Source organism: Nocardioides nanhaiensis (assembly GCF_039542785.1).
GTDB classification, from domain to species: Bacteria; Actinomycetota; Actinomycetes; order Propionibacteriales; family Nocardioidaceae; genus Nocardioides; species Nocardioides nanhaiensis.
In genome coordinates this window covers 1,545,724-1,560,836 of sequence record NZ_BAABIM010000001.1, presented here as the reverse complement: position 1 = coordinate 1,560,836, position 15,113 = coordinate 1,545,724, and the positions used below count along the sequence as shown (strand labels likewise).

At 73.9% G+C, this 15,113-nt stretch carries 13 protein-coding genes; 4 read left to right on the top strand and 9 right to left on the bottom strand.

Features of this window, described 5'->3' with window-relative positions; all coding sequences use genetic code 11:
• The first annotated feature begins 59 nt into the window (after positions 1 to 59).
• The gene (locus ABD948_RS07495; protein ID WP_345264208.1) at positions 60 to 557 is read left to right on the top strand and encodes a sigma-70 family RNA polymerase sigma factor; all 498 of its coding nucleotides are present in this window, start codon (positions 60 to 62) and stop codon (positions 555 to 557) included.
• Positions 554 to 1,282 carry an anti-sigma factor family protein gene (locus ABD948_RS07490; RefSeq protein WP_345264206.1) on the top strand — a complete coding sequence of 243 codons (729 nt, stop codon included), beginning with the start codon at positions 554 to 556 and terminating at the stop codon, positions 1,280 to 1,282. Before ABD948_RS07495 ends, ABD948_RS07490 begins: the two co-directional genes overlap by 4 nt.
• A 36-nt stretch (positions 1,283 to 1,318) precedes the next feature.
• On the opposite strand, the gene proB is transcribed toward ABD948_RS07490, so the two are convergent.
• The 7 genes from proB to ABD948_RS07455 form a co-directional block, all read right to left on the bottom strand.
• The gene (gene proB / locus ABD948_RS07485; RefSeq protein WP_345264203.1) at positions 1,319 to 2,428 is read right to left on the bottom strand and encodes a glutamate 5-kinase; all 1,110 of its coding nucleotides are present in this window, start codon (positions 2,426 to 2,428) and stop codon (positions 1,319 to 1,321) included.
• On the bottom strand, positions 2,418 to 3,986 hold the full coding sequence (obgE, locus tag ABD948_RS07480; protein ID WP_345264201.1) for a GTPase ObgE: 1,569 nt from the start codon (positions 3,984 to 3,986) through the stop codon (positions 2,418 to 2,420). The genes proB and obgE overlap by 11 nt, the downstream gene beginning before the upstream one ends.
• Before the next feature lie 111 nt (positions 3,987 to 4,097).
• Positions 4,098 to 4,352 carry a 50S ribosomal protein L27 gene (rpmA, locus tag ABD948_RS07475; RefSeq protein ID WP_345264199.1) on the bottom strand — a complete coding sequence of 85 codons (255 nt, stop codon included), beginning with the start codon at positions 4,350 to 4,352 and terminating at the stop codon, positions 4,098 to 4,100.
• 43 nt (positions 4,353 to 4,395) lie between these two features.
• The gene (gene rplU / locus ABD948_RS07470; RefSeq protein WP_345264487.1) at positions 4,396 to 4,698 is read right to left on the bottom strand and encodes a 50S ribosomal protein L21; all 303 of its coding nucleotides are present in this window, start codon (positions 4,696 to 4,698) and stop codon (positions 4,396 to 4,398) included.
• A 192-nt stretch (positions 4,699 to 4,890) separates the two neighbouring features.
• The gene (locus ABD948_RS07465) at positions 4,891 to 8,316 is read right to left on the bottom strand and encodes an Rne/Rng family ribonuclease (RefSeq protein WP_345264197.1); all 3,426 of its coding nucleotides are present in this window, start codon (positions 8,314 to 8,316) and stop codon (positions 4,891 to 4,893) included.
• A 367-nt stretch (positions 8,317 to 8,683) separates the two neighbouring features.
• Positions 8,684 to 9,406, bottom strand: a complete 723-nt coding sequence (locus ABD948_RS07460) for a TIGR03936 family radical SAM-associated protein (protein ID WP_345264195.1) — start codon at positions 9,404 to 9,406, stop codon at positions 8,684 to 8,686.
• Complete coding sequence (locus ABD948_RS07455; protein WP_345264193.1) at positions 9,403 to 10,614, bottom strand: winged helix DNA-binding domain-containing protein; 1,212 nt, start codon at positions 10,612 to 10,614, stop codon at positions 9,403 to 9,405. Before ABD948_RS07455 ends, ABD948_RS07460 begins: the two co-directional genes overlap by 4 nt.
• A 101-nt stretch (positions 10,615 to 10,715) precedes the next feature.
• On the opposite strand from ABD948_RS07455, the gene ABD948_RS07450 reads away from it, so the two are divergent.
• Positions 10,716 to 11,456 (top strand): DUF4190 domain-containing protein, encoded by a 741-nt coding sequence (locus ABD948_RS07450; RefSeq protein ID WP_345264191.1) that lies wholly within the window; start codon positions 10,716 to 10,718, stop codon positions 11,454 to 11,456.
• Here the strand turns inward: ABD948_RS07450 and ABD948_RS07445 are convergent.
• Positions 11,437 to 11,913, bottom strand: a complete 477-nt coding sequence (locus ABD948_RS07445) for a GNAT family N-acetyltransferase (RefSeq protein ID WP_345264189.1) — start codon at positions 11,911 to 11,913, stop codon at positions 11,437 to 11,439. The genes ABD948_RS07450 and ABD948_RS07445 overlap by 20 nt on opposite strands.
• A gap of 26 nt (positions 11,914 to 11,939) precedes the next feature.
• On the bottom strand, positions 11,940 to 13,904 hold the full coding sequence (locus tag ABD948_RS07440) for a TIGR03960 family B12-binding radical SAM protein (protein ID WP_345264187.1): 1,965 nt from the start codon (positions 13,902 to 13,904) through the stop codon (positions 11,940 to 11,942).
• Positions 13,905 to 13,976: 72 nt separating this feature from the next.
• On the opposite strand from ABD948_RS07440, the gene ABD948_RS07435 reads away from it, so the two are divergent.
• A complete protein-coding gene (locus ABD948_RS07435) occupies positions 13,977 to 15,104 on the top strand; it encodes a calcium:cation antiporter (RefSeq protein WP_345264185.1) in 1,128 nt (375 codons plus the stop codon).
• Positions 15,105 to 15,113: the final 9 nt, after the last annotated feature.

Genomic DNA, 15,113 nt, shown 5'->3' with positions numbered 1-15,113 from the left:
TGAGGTTGCGTCGTAGACCGCCCGCACCGCCCCCTCCCCTCCTCGACGACGAGGAGGGGGTGCGGGCGGCCTACGCGGCGCACGGGGCCGAGCTCTACCGGCTCGCGCTGCGCTCGCTGCGCGACCCCGCGGCCGCCGAGGACGCCGTCCAGGAGACGTTCCTGCGAGCGTGGCGGGCGCGGTCGACCCACGACCCGGCGCGCGGGAGCCTGCGCACGTGGCTCTTCGGGATCGCCCGGCACGTGGTCGTCGACGCGCAACGGGCCCGGGCGGCGCGCCCGTGGTTGAGTCAGCTGGCCGACCACGAGACCCTGCAGGAGGGCGCCGAGGGGCGCGACCGGCTCGACCCGGTGCTGCGCAGGATCCTGGTGGAGGAGGCGCTGCGCCGGCTCGGCGAGGACCACCGCACCGCCCTGGTCGAGACCTACCTGGCCGACCGGCCCTACCCCGAGGTGGCGGCTCGCCTGGGCGTGCCGGAGAGCACGCTGCGCAGCCGGGTGTTCTACGGACTCAAGGCGCTCCGCGTCGTGATGGAGGAGATGGAGGTGGCCTCGTGAGCCCCGACCACGAACGACTGCGCACGGCCCTCGGGCCCTTCCTGCTGGGTGCGCTCGACCAGGCGGAGGCCACCGAGGTCGACGTGCACCTGGCCACCTGCGCCGACTGCCGCGCCGAGCTCGACGAGCTGCAGCCGGCGGCGGCCCTGCTGGCCGAGGCCCGCGACCTGGCCCCCCATGCCGTGGCCGGTGCCGAGGCGGCGCCACCCACCCTGGGCGTGCGCGTGCTGGCCGCGGTCGAGTCGGAGCGGGCCCGCTCCGGCCCGGCGGACCCCGCGGACCAGGCGTCGTGGCACCGTCGCCGCCGTCCGCTGGCCGTGGCCGCGGCCGGTGGCGCGGTGGCAGCCTCCCTGGTGCTCACGGGCGGCTGGCTGGCGCTGCGCCCCGACCCGGCCCCGCCCGTGCCCTTCGAGGCCGTGCCCGTCGTCGTCCTCGGCCCCGGTGAGCGCACCGACGTGGAGGCCACCGCCGGCCTCATCCCCCACACCTGGGGGGTCGAGGTGCGCCTCACCGGCTCCGGCTTCCAGGTCGGCGAGAGCTACCGGGTGGCCGTGCTGGGCGAGGACGGTCGCACCTACCCGGCCGGCGAGTTCGTGGGCACCGGCGCGGCCGGGATGGTCTGCAACCTCAACTCCTCGGTGCTCCGCGACGACGCCGCGGGCTTCGTCGTCCGCGACGCCGAGGACCGGGTGGTCCTGCGCTCCTCCTTCACCGACCCGGCGTAGGCGGCGGGGAGGGCCAGGAGGTTCGACGGACGGGAGTCAGAGGAGGACGAGGTCGTCGCGGTGCACGACCTCGCGCTCGTAGGCGGCGCCGAGCTCGCGCTTGAGGTCGGCCGAGGAGCGCCCCACGAGGCTCGGCACCTCGGCGGCGTCGAAGTTGACCAGCCCGCGGGCGATCGCGACGCCGTCGGGCCCCGCCAGGTCGACCGGGTCGCCGGCCACGAAGCTGCCGGTGGCCCCCGTGACTCCCGCCGCCAGCAGCGAGGCGCGACGGTGCAGGACGGCCTGGACGGCGCCGTCGTCGAGCAGCAGTGTGCCGCGGGGCTCGGTGGCGTGGGCCAGCCAGAGCAGCCGGGCGGGGCGGCGACGGCCCGTGGCGTGGAAGAGCGTGCCCACCGGCTCGCCGGCCAGGGCCTCGGCGGCCCGGTCGGCCGCGGTCAGCACCACCGGTATCCCGGCGCCGGTGGCGATCTGCGCGGCCTGCACCTTGGTCTGCATGCCGCCGGTCCCGACGCCGGCGGCGCCGGTGCTGCCGATGCTGACGCCGTCGAGGTCCTCGGCCGAGGCCACCTCGGGCACCAGCGAGGTGCCGGGCTCGCGGGGGTCGCCGTCGTAGAGACCGTCCACGTCGGAGAGCAGCACCAGCAGGTCGGCGTGCACCAGGTGCGCCACGAGCGCGGCCAACCGGTCGTTGTCGCCGAACCGGATCTCGGTGGTGGCCACGGTGTCGTTCTCGTTGACGATCGGCAGCACGCCCAGCTCGAGCAGCTTGGCGAAGGTGGCGAGCGCGTTGCGGTAGTGGGCGCGGCGCGTGACGTCGTCGAGGGTCAGCAACACCTGGCCGGCCACCAGGCCGTGCCGCGCGAGCTCCTCGGTGTAGCGCTGCACCAGCAGCCCCTGCCCCACCGAGGCGGCCGCCTGCTGCGCGGCCAGCCCGCGGGGGCGGGTACGCAGACCGAGCGGCGCGAGGCCCGCCGCGATGGCACCCGAGGAGACGAGCACCACCTCGGCCCCGCGGGCGCGGCACGCGGCCAGCACCTCCACCAGGGCGGAGAGCCGCGCCGGGTCGATGCCACCGGCGGCCGTGGTGAGCGAGGAGGAGCCGACCTTGACGACGACCCGGCGGGCGCCGGTGACCTCAGCGCGCATCGGGGTCGGACTCGGCCCAGTCGGGGTCGTCGGCCGAGCCGATCTCGTAGGAGCTCGGGCCGGTGGCGGGACGCGGGGCGAGCTCGGCCTGCTCGGCCGCGTGTGCGGCTGCCAGGCGGCGGGCGACGTCGGCTCGGGTCTCGCCCTCGGCCCGGTCGACCAGACCCTCCTGGATCTGACGACGGCGCGCGGCGGCGGGCCGCTCGGCGTCGAAGCGCTGGTCCTCGCCGCGGCGCGAGAGGATCTCGGCGCCGGCGTCGATGCCCGGCTTGAAGTCGAAGACCACCGAGTCGTGCTCGGGGCCGATCAGCACCGCGTCGCCCTCCTCGGCGCCCAGCTCGACCAGCTTCTTCTCCACGCCCAACCGGTTGAGCCGGTCGGCCAAGTAGCCCACGGCCTCGTCGTTGGAGAAGTCGGTCTGGCGCACCCAGCGCTCGGGCTTGGTGCCGCGCACCCGCCACCCCTCGCCCGTGCTGCGCACGGTGAAGTCGGTCCCGCCGTCGGCACTGGGCGGGCGCAGCACGATCCGCGTCGCCACCGCCACCTCGCGCTCGGCGCGCGCGGCCCGCACGATCTCGGCCATCGCGAAGGTCAGCTCACGCACCCCCTCGCCCGAGGCGGCGGAGACCGGGAAGACGGCCAGCCCGCGCTCGCGCAGGTCGTCGAGCACCATCTCGCCGATCTCGCGCCCGTCGGGCACGTCGACCTTGTTCAGGGCCACCAGCCGCGGGCGGTCCTCGAGGCCGCCGTAGCGGCCGAGCTCGTTCTCGATGACGTCGAGGTCGTCGACCGGGTTGCGGCCGGGCTCGATGCTGGCGGTGTCGACGACGTGCACGATCGCGGCGCAGCGCTCGATGTGGCGCAGGAAGTCGTGGCCCAGGCCGCGTCCCTCGCTGGCGCCCTCGATCAGCCCCGGAACGTCGGCCACGGTGTAGGTGGTCTCTCCCGCGACGACGACGCCGAGGTTGGGCACCAGGGTCGTGAAGGGGTAGTCGGCGATCTTGGGGCGTGCCCGCGACATCGAGGCGATCAGGCTGGACTTGCCAGCGCTGGGGAAGCCCACGAGCCCGACGTCGGCGACGACCTTGAGCTCGAGGGTGATCTCGAGCTCCTCGCCCTGCTCGCCCAGCAGTGCGAAGCCGGGCGCCTTGCGCTTGGCCGAGGCCAGCGCCGCGTTGCCCAGGCCGCCGCGTCCGCCCTCGGCGACGATCAGCTCGGTGCCCGGCCCCACCAGGTCGGCGATCACCTCGCCCTGGCTGCTCACCACGGTGCCGTCGGGCACCGACAGCACCAGGTCGGCACCGTGCGAGCCGTTCTTGTGGCCGCCGGCGCCGCCCGCGCCGTTCTCGGCGCGTCGCTTGGGGCTGTGGTGGTAGTCCACCAGCGTCGTCACGTCGGGGTCCACGCGCAGGATCACCGAGCCGCCGGGACCGCCGTTGCCGCCGTCGGGGCCCCCGAGCGGCTTGAACTTCTCGCGGTGCACGGAGGCCACGCCGTGTCCACCGCGCCCGGCGGCCACGTGCAACGTGACCCGGTCGACGAAGGTGGGGACGGCCATGGGGACTCCTGGTGCTGGGTGTGTGAGCCGGGCGGAAGGGGGTGGGGACGACGAAGGGCGCCCCGGCCAGCGGGACGCCCTTCGACTCAGCTGTGGTGCGGGGAGGTCAGGTCACTCACCAGGAACGATGTTGACGACCTTGCGACCGCGCTTGCGGCCGAACTCCACCGAGCCCGCCATGAGCGCGAACAGGGTGTCGTCGCCGCCGCGGCCGACGCCGCTGCCGGGGTGGAAGTGGGTGCCGCGCTGGCGCACGATGATCTCGCCGGCGTTGACGGCCTGACCACCGAAGCGCTTCACGCCGAGGCGCTGGGAGTTGGAGTCGCGGCCGTTCTTGGTGGACGCGGCGCCCTTCTTGTGTGCCATCTCGTGATCCTTCGCAGAGCGTGTGGGTGACTGAGCCGGAGGCTCAGAGGCTGATGTCGGTGACCTTGACCTGGGTGTACTTCTGGCGGTGACCCTGGCGCTTCTTGTAGCCGGTCTTGTTCTTGTACTTCTGGATGACGATCTTGGGGCCCTTGGTGCCGCCGAGGACCTCGACGGTGGCCGTGGCCTTGTCGAGTCCGGTGGCGGTCACCTTGTCGCCGTCGACGGCCATGACGACGGGGAGCGTCAGGGTGTCGCCGACCGGCGTCGAGACCAGGTCGATCTCGATGACGTCGCCCACAGCGACCTTCTGCTGCTTGGCGCCTGCGCGCACGATCGCGTACACCGCGGTCTCCTTCGTCGTCATGTCACGTTCGGGTGGTGGCCGGTTGGGCCGGTGGTGGGGCCGTCACCTGCGCTGGCGCCCCCACCCGCAGGCGGGGCGGCGCGGAACGACTGGTGCCGAGCGAGGCGCACTCGTGGCACACCGAAGGATCATCGTACGGAACGCGACCCCGCTCAGCAATTCGAGCCGGTCTCAGCCCTCGTCGGTGGGCTCCGGGGAGCCTGTCGACGCGGCGGAGCCCGCGCTGCGCGGCGCACGCCGGGTGCGGGTCCGGGTGACGACCGTGGGCGGGGCCACGGGCGCCAGCGGCTCCACCGGCGCAGCGGGGGTGCTGGCGACCGTGATCGCCACGCCCTCCCCCGTGCTGATCGGGCCCTGTGCCGGCCGCGCGCTGCGCCGGGTCCGGGTGACCACGCGCGGTGCGGTGTCCACCGGCTCGGCGGCCGGCTCCGGCTCGGCGGCCGGCTCGGGCTCGGCGGCCGGCTCCGGCTCGGCAGCAGGCTCCGGCTCCGCAGCGGGCTCCGGCTCGACAGCGGGCTCCGGCTCGACAGCCGGCTCCGGCTCGGCGGGCGAGGCGGAGTCACTCGGGCCCCGGGAGCCGCGCGACCCACGGGACCGGCGCGAGCGCCGGGGTGCCTCCTGCTCGGCCTGCTCCTCGGCGGGCTCCGCGGCGGGCTCCGCGGCGGGCTGCGCCTCGGTGTCCGCGGCCTGCGGCTGCTCGATCACCTCGGTCGTCATCTCGGTGACCTCGCCCGACCCGGCTGCCTCGCCTGTCTCGCCGGTCTCGGCCGCCTCGGCCGGCTGCTCGGGCCGCGGCGCCTTGGCCATCGCAGCCACCTGGGCCGGGGTCGGCGGCTTGGGCGCCACCGGTGCGGGGCTCGGGGACTCCTCGCCCCGGCCGCGTCCGCGCCCACGTCCGCGGCCACGGCGACCACTGTCGTCGTCGCCCGACCCGTTGCCCGCGGTGCCACCGCCACCGCCGCCGTTGCCGCCACCGCCGCCGTTGCCGTTGCCGCCGTTGCCGCCGCCACGCGCCTCGACCGGCACGTCGTGCAGCACCAGGCCACGGCCCTGGCAGTGCGGGCAGTTCTCGCTGAACGCCTCCAGCAGACCGGTGCCGATGCGCTTGCGCGTCATCTGCACCAGACCCAGCGAGGTCACCTCCGCCACCTGGTGGCGGGTGCGGTCGCGGCCCAGGCACTCCACCATCCGACGCAGCACCAGGTCGCGGTTGGACTCCAGCACCATGTCGATGAAGTCGACGACGATGATGCCGCCGATGTCGCGCAGCCGCAGCTGGCGCACGACCTCCTCGGCGGCCTCCAGGTTGTTCTTGGTGACCGTCTCCTCCAGGTTGCCCCCGGAGCCGGTGAACTTGCCGGTGTTGACGTCGACGACGGTCATCGCCTCGGTGCGGTCGATGATCAGCGAGCCGCCCGAGGGCAGCCAGACCTTGCGGTCCAGCGCCTTGGCGATCTGCTCGTCGATGCGGTACGCGGCGAACACGTCGCGGTCGCCCTCGTGCCGCTCCAGCCGCGGCAGCAGGTCCGGCGCCATCGACTCCACGTAGCCGTGCACGGTCTCCCACGCCTCCTCGCCCTGGATCACCAGGCGCGAGAAGTCCTCGGTGAACAGGTCCCGGACCACCTTGAGGGTCAGGTCCGGCTCGCCGTAGAGCAGCTTGGGGGCGCCACCCTTGGCCTTGCCCTCGATCTCCTCCCAGCGCGCCTTGAGCCGCTCGACGTCGCGGGTCAGCTCGTCCTCGGAGGCGCCCTCGGCGGCGGTGCGCACGATCACGCCGGCGGTCTCGGGGACGATCTGCTTGAGCAGGGTCTTGAGGCGGTGACGCTCGGTGTCGGGCAGCTTGCGCGAGATGCCGCTGGTGGTGCCGTCGGGCACGTAGACCAGGAAGCGCCCAGCCAGGCTGACCTGGCTGGTCAGGCGTGCGCCCTTGTGGCCGACCGGGTCCTTGGTGACCTGCACGAGCACGCTCTGGCCCGAGCTCAGCACCGACTCGATCTTGCGGGGGGTGCCCTCCTTGTGGCCGAGCGAGGACCAGTTGACCTCGCCGGCGTAGAGCACCGCGTTGCGACCCTTGCCGATGTCGATGAACGCCGCCTCCATGGAGGGCAGCACGTTCTGCACCCGGCCGATGTAGACGTTGCCGATCAGCGAGGTCTGCGACTCGCGGGCCACGTAGTGCTCCACGAGCACCTTGTCCTCGAGCACGCCGATCTGGGTGAGGTCCTCGCGCTGGCGGATCACCATCACGCGGTCCACCGCCTCGCGGCGGGCCAGGAACTCCGACTCGCTGACGATCGGCGCCCGGCGGCGTCCGGCCTCGCGGCCCTCGCGGCGGCGCTGCTTCTTGGCCTCCAGGCGGGTCGAGCCGCTGACCGCGGTGATCTCGTCCTCGGCCGAGCGACCCTTGCGCACCCGGGTGACGGTGTTCTGCGGGTCCTCGCCCGAGCCGCCACCGCTGTCACCGTCGCGGCGCCGACGACGCCGACGCCGGGTGCCGCTCGAGGACTCCTCCTCGCCACCGTCCCCGCCGGACTCGTCCTGCGCGGCGCCCGGGCCGCTCTCGGACCGGCCGGAGTCCTCGTCCTTGCCGTCCTTGTCGGTCTTGCCGTCCTTGTCGCTCTTGTCGTTCTTGTCGCTCCGGTCGCCGGCGTCCCCCACGGCCTGGTCGCCGTCGGTGTCCTGGCCGCCGCCTGCGGACTTGCGGCGGCGTCGACCGCCGCGGCGCCGGCGGCGACGCGGGCCGGACTCACTGTCCTGGGAGTCCTCGGAGTCCTCGTCGCTGTCGGAGTCGCTGGAGTCGCTGGAGTCGTCGACGTCGCTGGCGTCGGACTCCTGGTCGGACGTCTCGTCGGACGCCGGCTCGGCAGCGGGGTCCGCGATCGCCTCGGCGTCGGCCTCGGCCAGCGGGTCGACGGCGGTCTCGGGGTCCACCTCGGGCTCCGGCGCGACCGCCGCGGCCTCCTCGAGCTCCGGGGCCTGCTCGGGCTCGGGCTCGGGGGCGGCCTTCTTCTTCGAGGCGGTGCGCTTGCGCGTCCGGGACGGGGCAGCAGGCGGCTGGAAGAGCACCGCGGCACCCGGGACCCCCGACTCGGCGGCCGGCTCAGGGGCGGGCTCGGCAGCAGGCTCGAGCGCCTCGGCGCTCGGCTCGGCCGCGGGCTCGGGCGCCTCGGCGCTCGCAGCCGCCTTCTTGCGCGTCGAGGTGCGCTTCGTGGTGGTCTTCTTGGCGCGGGTCGCCTTCTTCGCCGGAGCCTCGCCCTGCTCGTCGCCCGGGGCCTCGAGCGCCACGTCGAGCGGCACGTCCAGGGGCACGTCGCCGGCCTCGCCGGTCTCGACGGCCGCCTCGGGGACCTCGGGGCCGGCAGCGGCCTTCTTCGTCGTCGCCTTCTTGGCGGTGGCCTTCTTGGTGGCGGCCTTCTTGGCGGGGGCCTTCTTCGCCGTCGTCTTCTTGGCCGCGGCCTTCTTCGCGGCCGCCTTCTTCGCCGGGGGCGCGCCCTCGTCGGGTCCCGTGTCGGGTCCTGCCTCGGGCCCCGCGTCAGGCGGCGTGTCGGCCCCCTCCGGCGTCGAGGTGGTCGTCGGGAAGTCGTCGTCAGCCATGTGCTGCTCCTGGCCCGGCGGCGACTGCGGCCGGGCATCTCTGGCGCGCCGCCGGTGGCCGGAGGTTCCCGGGCCCGGCGGCACGAAGCCTGTCATCGGGTACGGCGAAGCCCTCCGCGTGCTGCGTCGTCGGGTACCGGCCGACGCCTGCCGCGGTCGACGGCCGGTCGGGCCGCGTCGCGGTCTGGCGACGACCTGCGCCCGCCGTGCCTCCCGACCGGAGCCGGACGGCGAGAACGTCGTCGGGTCACCTCGGGGAGCGGGCTCGAGAGCTGCTCCGGGCGGCGACCTCGGCGAGTATCGCACAGCCGACGCCCGGTGCCGGGATCTCGACACCCGATCGGGACCGCACGACCGGGAGGAGTCGTCAGCCGAGCGGGTCGCCGACCGAGGAGGTCGCCTCGTCGAACGGACCCTGTGCCAGCCTGGTCAGCAGGGCCCCTCCCGGCACGGCCTGACCGGAGGCGGCGGCCAGACCGGTCAGCACGTCGTCGGGACGGACGGCGGGCACGGCGTGTCGCAGCAGCAGCTCCAGGCGGGTGCTCCACGGGCCCTCACCGGGCAGGGGCGCCACCTCGAGACGCACCACCGCGCCGCGGCAGTCGAACTCGCGCAGGCCCTTCTTGGTCATCCGCTCCACCGGCACCTCGGGCTCGGCCAGGAAGGCCGCGACCATCCGGGCGGCCTTGTCGTGGTCGAGGGCGACGTCGAGGTGCCACAGGCTCGCCTCGAGGCGGTCGGCCACGCCGCCGCCCGGCGAGACCACGACCTCGAGCACGTCCAGGCCCGGGGGCAGCGCCTCGTCGAGCGAGGCGCGGATCGCGGCGGGCTCCACCTCGGCGCTCAGCGCGAGCTCCAGGTACTCCGCCTCGCTGGCCGCACCGGTGGGGGCCGCCCCGGCGTAGGAGATGCGTGGGTGCGGGTTGAAGCCCGAGGAGTAGGCCATCGGCACCCGGGCGCGGAAGATGGCGCGCTCGACGGCGCGGCTCACGTCGCGGTGGCTGGTGAAGCGCAGCCGACCGCGCTTGGCGTAGCGCACCCGCAGCCGCTGCACGGGGGGCGCCTGCTGCTCGGGCTGCTGGCGGCTCATCCCCGGGTCACCTGCGCCTCTCCCAGCTGCTCGCGTGCGTCCTTCATGGCAGGGGAAGGGTAGACGGTGCCCACCCGCTCGCCGTCGAGCCACTCCCCCAGCTGCTCCGCCTCGTGCTGCAGAGCCGCGCGTGCGGCCGGCGAGACCTCGGCGGAGGGCTCCACCGCCACGTGGACGACGCCGTCGGCGCCTTGCACCCAGCAGCCCACGGCCCGACCGTCGACCCACGCGGTCGTGCCGGCGTTGCCGTTGCGGTCGAAGAGCCGGGCGGCGAGCGCCGGCTCCAGGTACCAGTCGCGACCGCGCCAGCCCATGACCGTGGGGTCCAGCACGGGCAGCAGCGCCACGTGCGGCTCGGGACCCGGGTCCTCGTGGGTCTCCTCGTCACCGGGCAGCACCCAGGCGGGCCCGCCGTCCTCCAGCTGCACCGCCACCGCTCCCACCTCGGTCAGGGCCGCGCGCACCGCGCCCTTGGTGGCCCCCAGCCACCACACCAGGTCCTCCTCGGTGCCGGGCGCGAAGCGCTCGAGCCAGGTGCGCACCAGCTCGGCGTACCCCTGCGCCGAGGTCGTCGCCACCGGCTCCGCGCCGAGCCAGGATTCCATGGGCGCCCACCGCGGGCGCGAGAGCCGCCAGTGCTGGGTGTTCTCGCCGCGCACCAGGTCGGCGGTGAGGCCCAGGTGGGTGAGCAGCCGGGTGTGGGCGGGGACGACGCCGCCCGGGACGCTCACCTGCACCGCGGCCCCCGGCACGGCCTCGCGCACCTCGACGGCGGTCAGCCCCGACGGCGTCGCTGCCACGGCTGCCACGATCTCGGCTCGGCGCTCCTCGACCCACGCGGCGCCATCGGTGGCCAGGCCGGAGGACTCGACGCCCTTGACCAGGCCGGCCCGCTCGGTGGCGGCCACGCGCGCCGCGGCGCTGCCCCAGGCGGCGGGCAGCAGCGCCCGGGGGAAGACGAACAGGGTGCGGCGCATCGCGAGCTGCTTGACCAGCGTGCGGTCCCGGTGGAGCGCGCGGTCGACGTCGTCCACGCCCAGGTGCGGCGCCCGCACCCGCACGCTCAGGTAGACCGTGGCGGGCTCGGTGCTGTGCAGCACCCCGACGGCCTCGGTGGCCTCCTCGGGCGTCGCCGCCCGCGTGGCCGCGGTGAGCCGGTGACGCACTAGGAGGCGCCGGCGTCGCTCGTCGTCGCTGAACTCTCGCACCGGGCCATCCTCCACGCCCTACGCTGAGGCGCGCACGGGCACGCCGGATCCCCCGGCGGTGCCGGCAGCGCAGGCCGTGCCCAGTCGCCCAGGAGATCCCGATGTCGTCCACGCCCCCACCGCCCGGACCGGGACAACCTGGACAGCCGCAGAACCCCTACCAGACGGGCAGTCAGCCGCCGTTCGGGCAGAACCCCTACGCGCCCGGCCCCGGGCAGAACCCCTACGCGCCCGGCCCCGGGCAGAACCCCTACGGCCAAGCGCCGTTCGGCCAGGCGCCGGCTCCCCAGGGCGGCAAGGGGTTGGCGGTCGCGGCACTGGTGCTGGCGTTCCTCCCGCTCTGCCTGACCCAGGTCGCCGCGTTCATCATGGGCATCGTGGTGCTGACCAGCCGGCGCGCCGGCCGGGGCCTGGCAATCGCGGCCATCGTGGTCTCGCTGGTGATGGTCGGGGTGCTGCTGGTGCTCGGGCTCGCAGGGATCGGCTCGTTGGTCGGCGCGGCCGTTGCAGACCTCAAGCGAGGTGAGTGCATCGATGCAGATGGCCTCACGGACGACAAGAGCGACTCGGTCAGTGTCATTCAGGTCGTGAGCTGCGATGAGCCACACGACGGCGAAGTGCTGGCCGCGGGAGAACTCAGCGCTGAGGCGGCACAATTTTATGGGGATCCGACCCGCGGGGATTTCTGTGAGCCTTACGTAACGCTAAGCGTCCTCGAGTCCTTGCCAGCGAACATGACAATGACCTCTCTCACCGAGTCACCTGACCCCGCGCGTGGTGACGCCTTCGTGTGCATCGCCCATCGCTCTGACGGATCACAGCTCACGAAGCCCCTCCGCTGACTTCGTCGTTTCGAGGGCGGGCGACGAGCTCCTTGCGCAGGTGCACGTCGTCCTGGCCGGCCACGGGCACGCCCTCCCAGCGGAAGATCTCGCGGTAGCCGTGGCGCTCGTAGAAGCCGGGCGCCTGGAAGGTGAAGGAGGTGACGAAGACCCGCAGCACGCCGCGGCGCACCGCCTCGGCCTCGAACTCGGCCAGCAGACGGGTGCCGAGCGCCTGACCGCGGCGCTCCTCGTGCACCCACGTCATCGCGATGCCGGCCGCCTCGGCCCAGGTCCACCCGCTCAGCCCGGCCACCAGGTCCCCGCCCGCGTCGTGCACGGCCACCGTCAGCTCCCGCGCCGCGGGCAGCGGCGCGGTGCGCGCGGTGTTGACCACGTCGAGGAGGCCCGAGAGCTGCTCGTCCAGCTCGGGCCGTCCCTCGCGGACGGTCACGGTCAGGTCCTCGGGCGTCGTCACGGCCGCGAGACTAGTGGCCGGGCCCCTCAGACCACGGAGAGCGGCAGCAGCGTCTGGCCGGTGGGGCCGATCTGGATCTCGGTGCCCATCTCGGGGCACACCCCGCAGTCGTAGCAGGGCGTCCAGCGGCAGTCCTCGACGTCGGGCACGGCCTCGGGGTCCTCGGCGACGGCGAGCGCGTCCTCCCAGTCGGCCCAGAGCCAGTCCTTGTCGAGGCCGGAGTCCAGGTGGTCCCAGGGCAGCACCTCGTCGTAGCCGCGCTCGCGCGTGGTGAACCAGGCCAGGTCGACGCCGGTGCCGGCCAGCCCGCGCTCGGCCGCGGAGGCCCAGCGCTCGTAGGAGAAGTGCTCGCTCCAGCCGTCGAAGCGGCCGCCGTCGCGCCAGACCTGCTCGATGACGCGACCCACGCGACGGTCCCCGCGCGAGAGCAGTCCCTCGACCGCGCCGGGCTCGCCGTCGTGGTAGCGGAAGCCGATGGCGCGACCGTAGCGCTTGTCGGAGCGGACGACGTCGCGCAGCTTGGCCAGGCGGGCGTCGGTGGTCGCGGTGTCGAGCTGCGCGGCCCACTGGAAGGGGGTGTGCGGCTTGGGCACGAAGCCGCCGATCGAGACGGTGCAGCGCACGTCGTTGCGGCCTGAGACCTCCCGACCGGTGGCGATGACGCGCTTGGCGAGGTCGGCGATGGCGAGCACGTCGTCGTCGGTCTCGGTGGGCAGGCCGCACATGAAGTAGAGCTTCACCTGGCGCCAGCCGTGGGAGTAGGCGGCGGCGACCGTGCGGATCAGGTCGTCCTCGCTGACCGCCTTGTTGATCACCTTGCGCATCCGCTCCGAGCCGCCCTCGGGCGCGAACGTCAGGCCGGAGCGGCGGCCGTTGCGGGAGAACTCGTTGGCCAGGGTGATGTTGAAGGCGTCGACGCGGGTGGAGGGCAGCGAGAGCGAGACGTTGGAGCCCTCGTAACGGTCGGCCAGCCCGGTGGCCACCTCGCCGATCTCGGTGTGGTCCGCCGAGCTCAGCGAGAGCAGCCCGACCTCCTCGAAGCCGGTCTGGCGCACGCCGTTCTCGACCATGTCGCCGATGGTCTTGATCGAGCGCTCCCGCACCGGCCGGGTGATCATGCCTGCCTGGCAGAAGCGGCAGCCGCGCGTGCAGCCGCGGAAGATCTCCACCGAGAACCGCTCGTGCACGGTCTCGGCCAGCGGCACCAGCGGCTTGCGGGGGTAGGGCCAGGCGTCGAGGTCCATCAGCGTGTGCTTGGTGACCTTGAACGGGATGCCCGGCCGGTTGGGCTCGACGGCGGCGATGGCGCCGTCGGGGCCGTAGGAGACGTCGTAGAAGCGCGGCACGTACACGTTGCCGGTGACGGCGAGGCGGCGCAGCAGCTCCTCGCGGCCGCCGGGGCGGCCCTCGGCCTTGAACTCGCGGACCAGCTCGGAGATCGCGAGCACGACCTCCTCGCCGTCACCGAGCACCGCGGCGTCGAGGAAGTCGGCGACCGGCTCGGGGTTGAACGCGGCGTGCCCGCCGGCGAGCACGATCGGGTCGTCCTCGCCGCGGTCGACGGCGTGCAGCGCGATGCCGGCCAGGTCGAGCGCGGTGAGCATGTTGGTGTAGCCGAGCTCGGTGCTGAAGCTGAGGCCGAGGACGTCGAAGGCGCCGACGGGACGGTGCGCGTCGACGGTGAACTGCGGGATGGGGCCGTGCTCGTCGCCCTCGCGCATGATCTTCTCGAGGTCGGGCCAGACCGCGTAGGTGCGCTCGGCCACGATCCAGTCGCGCTCGTTGAGCACCTCGTAGAGGATCTGGACGCCCTGGTTGGGCAGGCCGACCTCGTAGGCGTCGGGGTACATCAGGGCCCACCGCACGGTCTCGCCCTCGGGCGCGCAGTCCCAGGGCTTGACCTCGGAGTTGAGCTCGCCACCGACGTACTGGATGGGCTTGGCCACCTCGTGCAGGCGCGGCTCGAGCCGGGGGAAGACGCTGGAAGCCATGGCACCAGCCTACGAGCGTCACCCCCCGATCGCCGATCCGGCGAACATCACTCGTTCACTACAGTTCGCCCCATGAGTGCCGAGGTGACGCAGGGACGATTCCGCTGGACCCTGTGGATGCCGCTCGCCGGCCTCGTGGTCCTGGTGTTCTCGTGGGGCACCTATCCCCCGCCGCTGGTGGCCGCGTTCATCGCGGTGTTCCTGATCGGAGCGGTGCTCGCGGCGGTCCACCACGCCGAGGTGGTGGCGCACAAGGTGGGCGAGCCGTTCGGGTCGCTGGTGCTCGCGGTCGCCGTCACGGTGATCGAGGTGGCGCTGATCGTCACGCTCATGATCAGCGGCGGCGACGGGACGGCCACGTTGGCGCGCGACACCGTCTTCGCGGCGCTGATGATCACCATCAACGGCATCGTGGGCATCTCGCTGGTCGTGGGCGCCTACAAGCACCACCTCGCCGAGTTCAACGCCGAGGGCACCGGCTCGGCGCTCGCCACCGTGGTGGCCCTGGCCGGCGTCGCGCTGGTGCTGCCGGCGGTCACCACCTCCGGCGCGGGCCTGGAGTACTCCAGCTCGCAGCTGGCGTTCGCGGCCGTCGCCTCGCTCGTGCTCTACGGCATGTTCGTGTTCACCCAGACGGTGCGCCACCGCGACTTCTTCCTGCCCGTCGAGAGCGCCGCCGGCCGCCGCGCGGCCGAGCGCGGCCCCGTGGACGCCGACGGCGACGGCCACGCCGACCCGCCCACCACCCGGGAGGCGCTGGTGAGCCTCGCGCTGCTGGTGGTCTCGCTGGTGGTCGTCGTCGGTCTGGCCAAGACCCTCTCGCCCACCATCGAGGCGGGTGTCGACGCCGCGGGCTTCCCCCGCGCCGTCGTCGGTGTGGTGATCGCCCTGCTGGTGCTGCTGCCGGAGTCGATCGCGGCCGTCCGGGCAGCGCTCACCGACCGCGCCCAGGTGAGCCTCAACCTGGCGATGGGCTCGGCCATGGCCTCGATCGGTCTCACGATCCCGACCATCGCGGTGGCCTCGATCTGGCTCGACGGCCCGCTGGCGCTGGGCCTGGAGCCCACCCAGATCGTGCTGCTGGCCGTCTCGGTGGTCGTGGCCGTGCTGACGGTGGTGCCCGGTCGCGCCAAGCCGCTGGCGGGCGGTGTGCACCTGGTGCTGCTGGCCTCCTTCATCTTCCTCTCCATCCAGCCGTAGCCTTGAGGG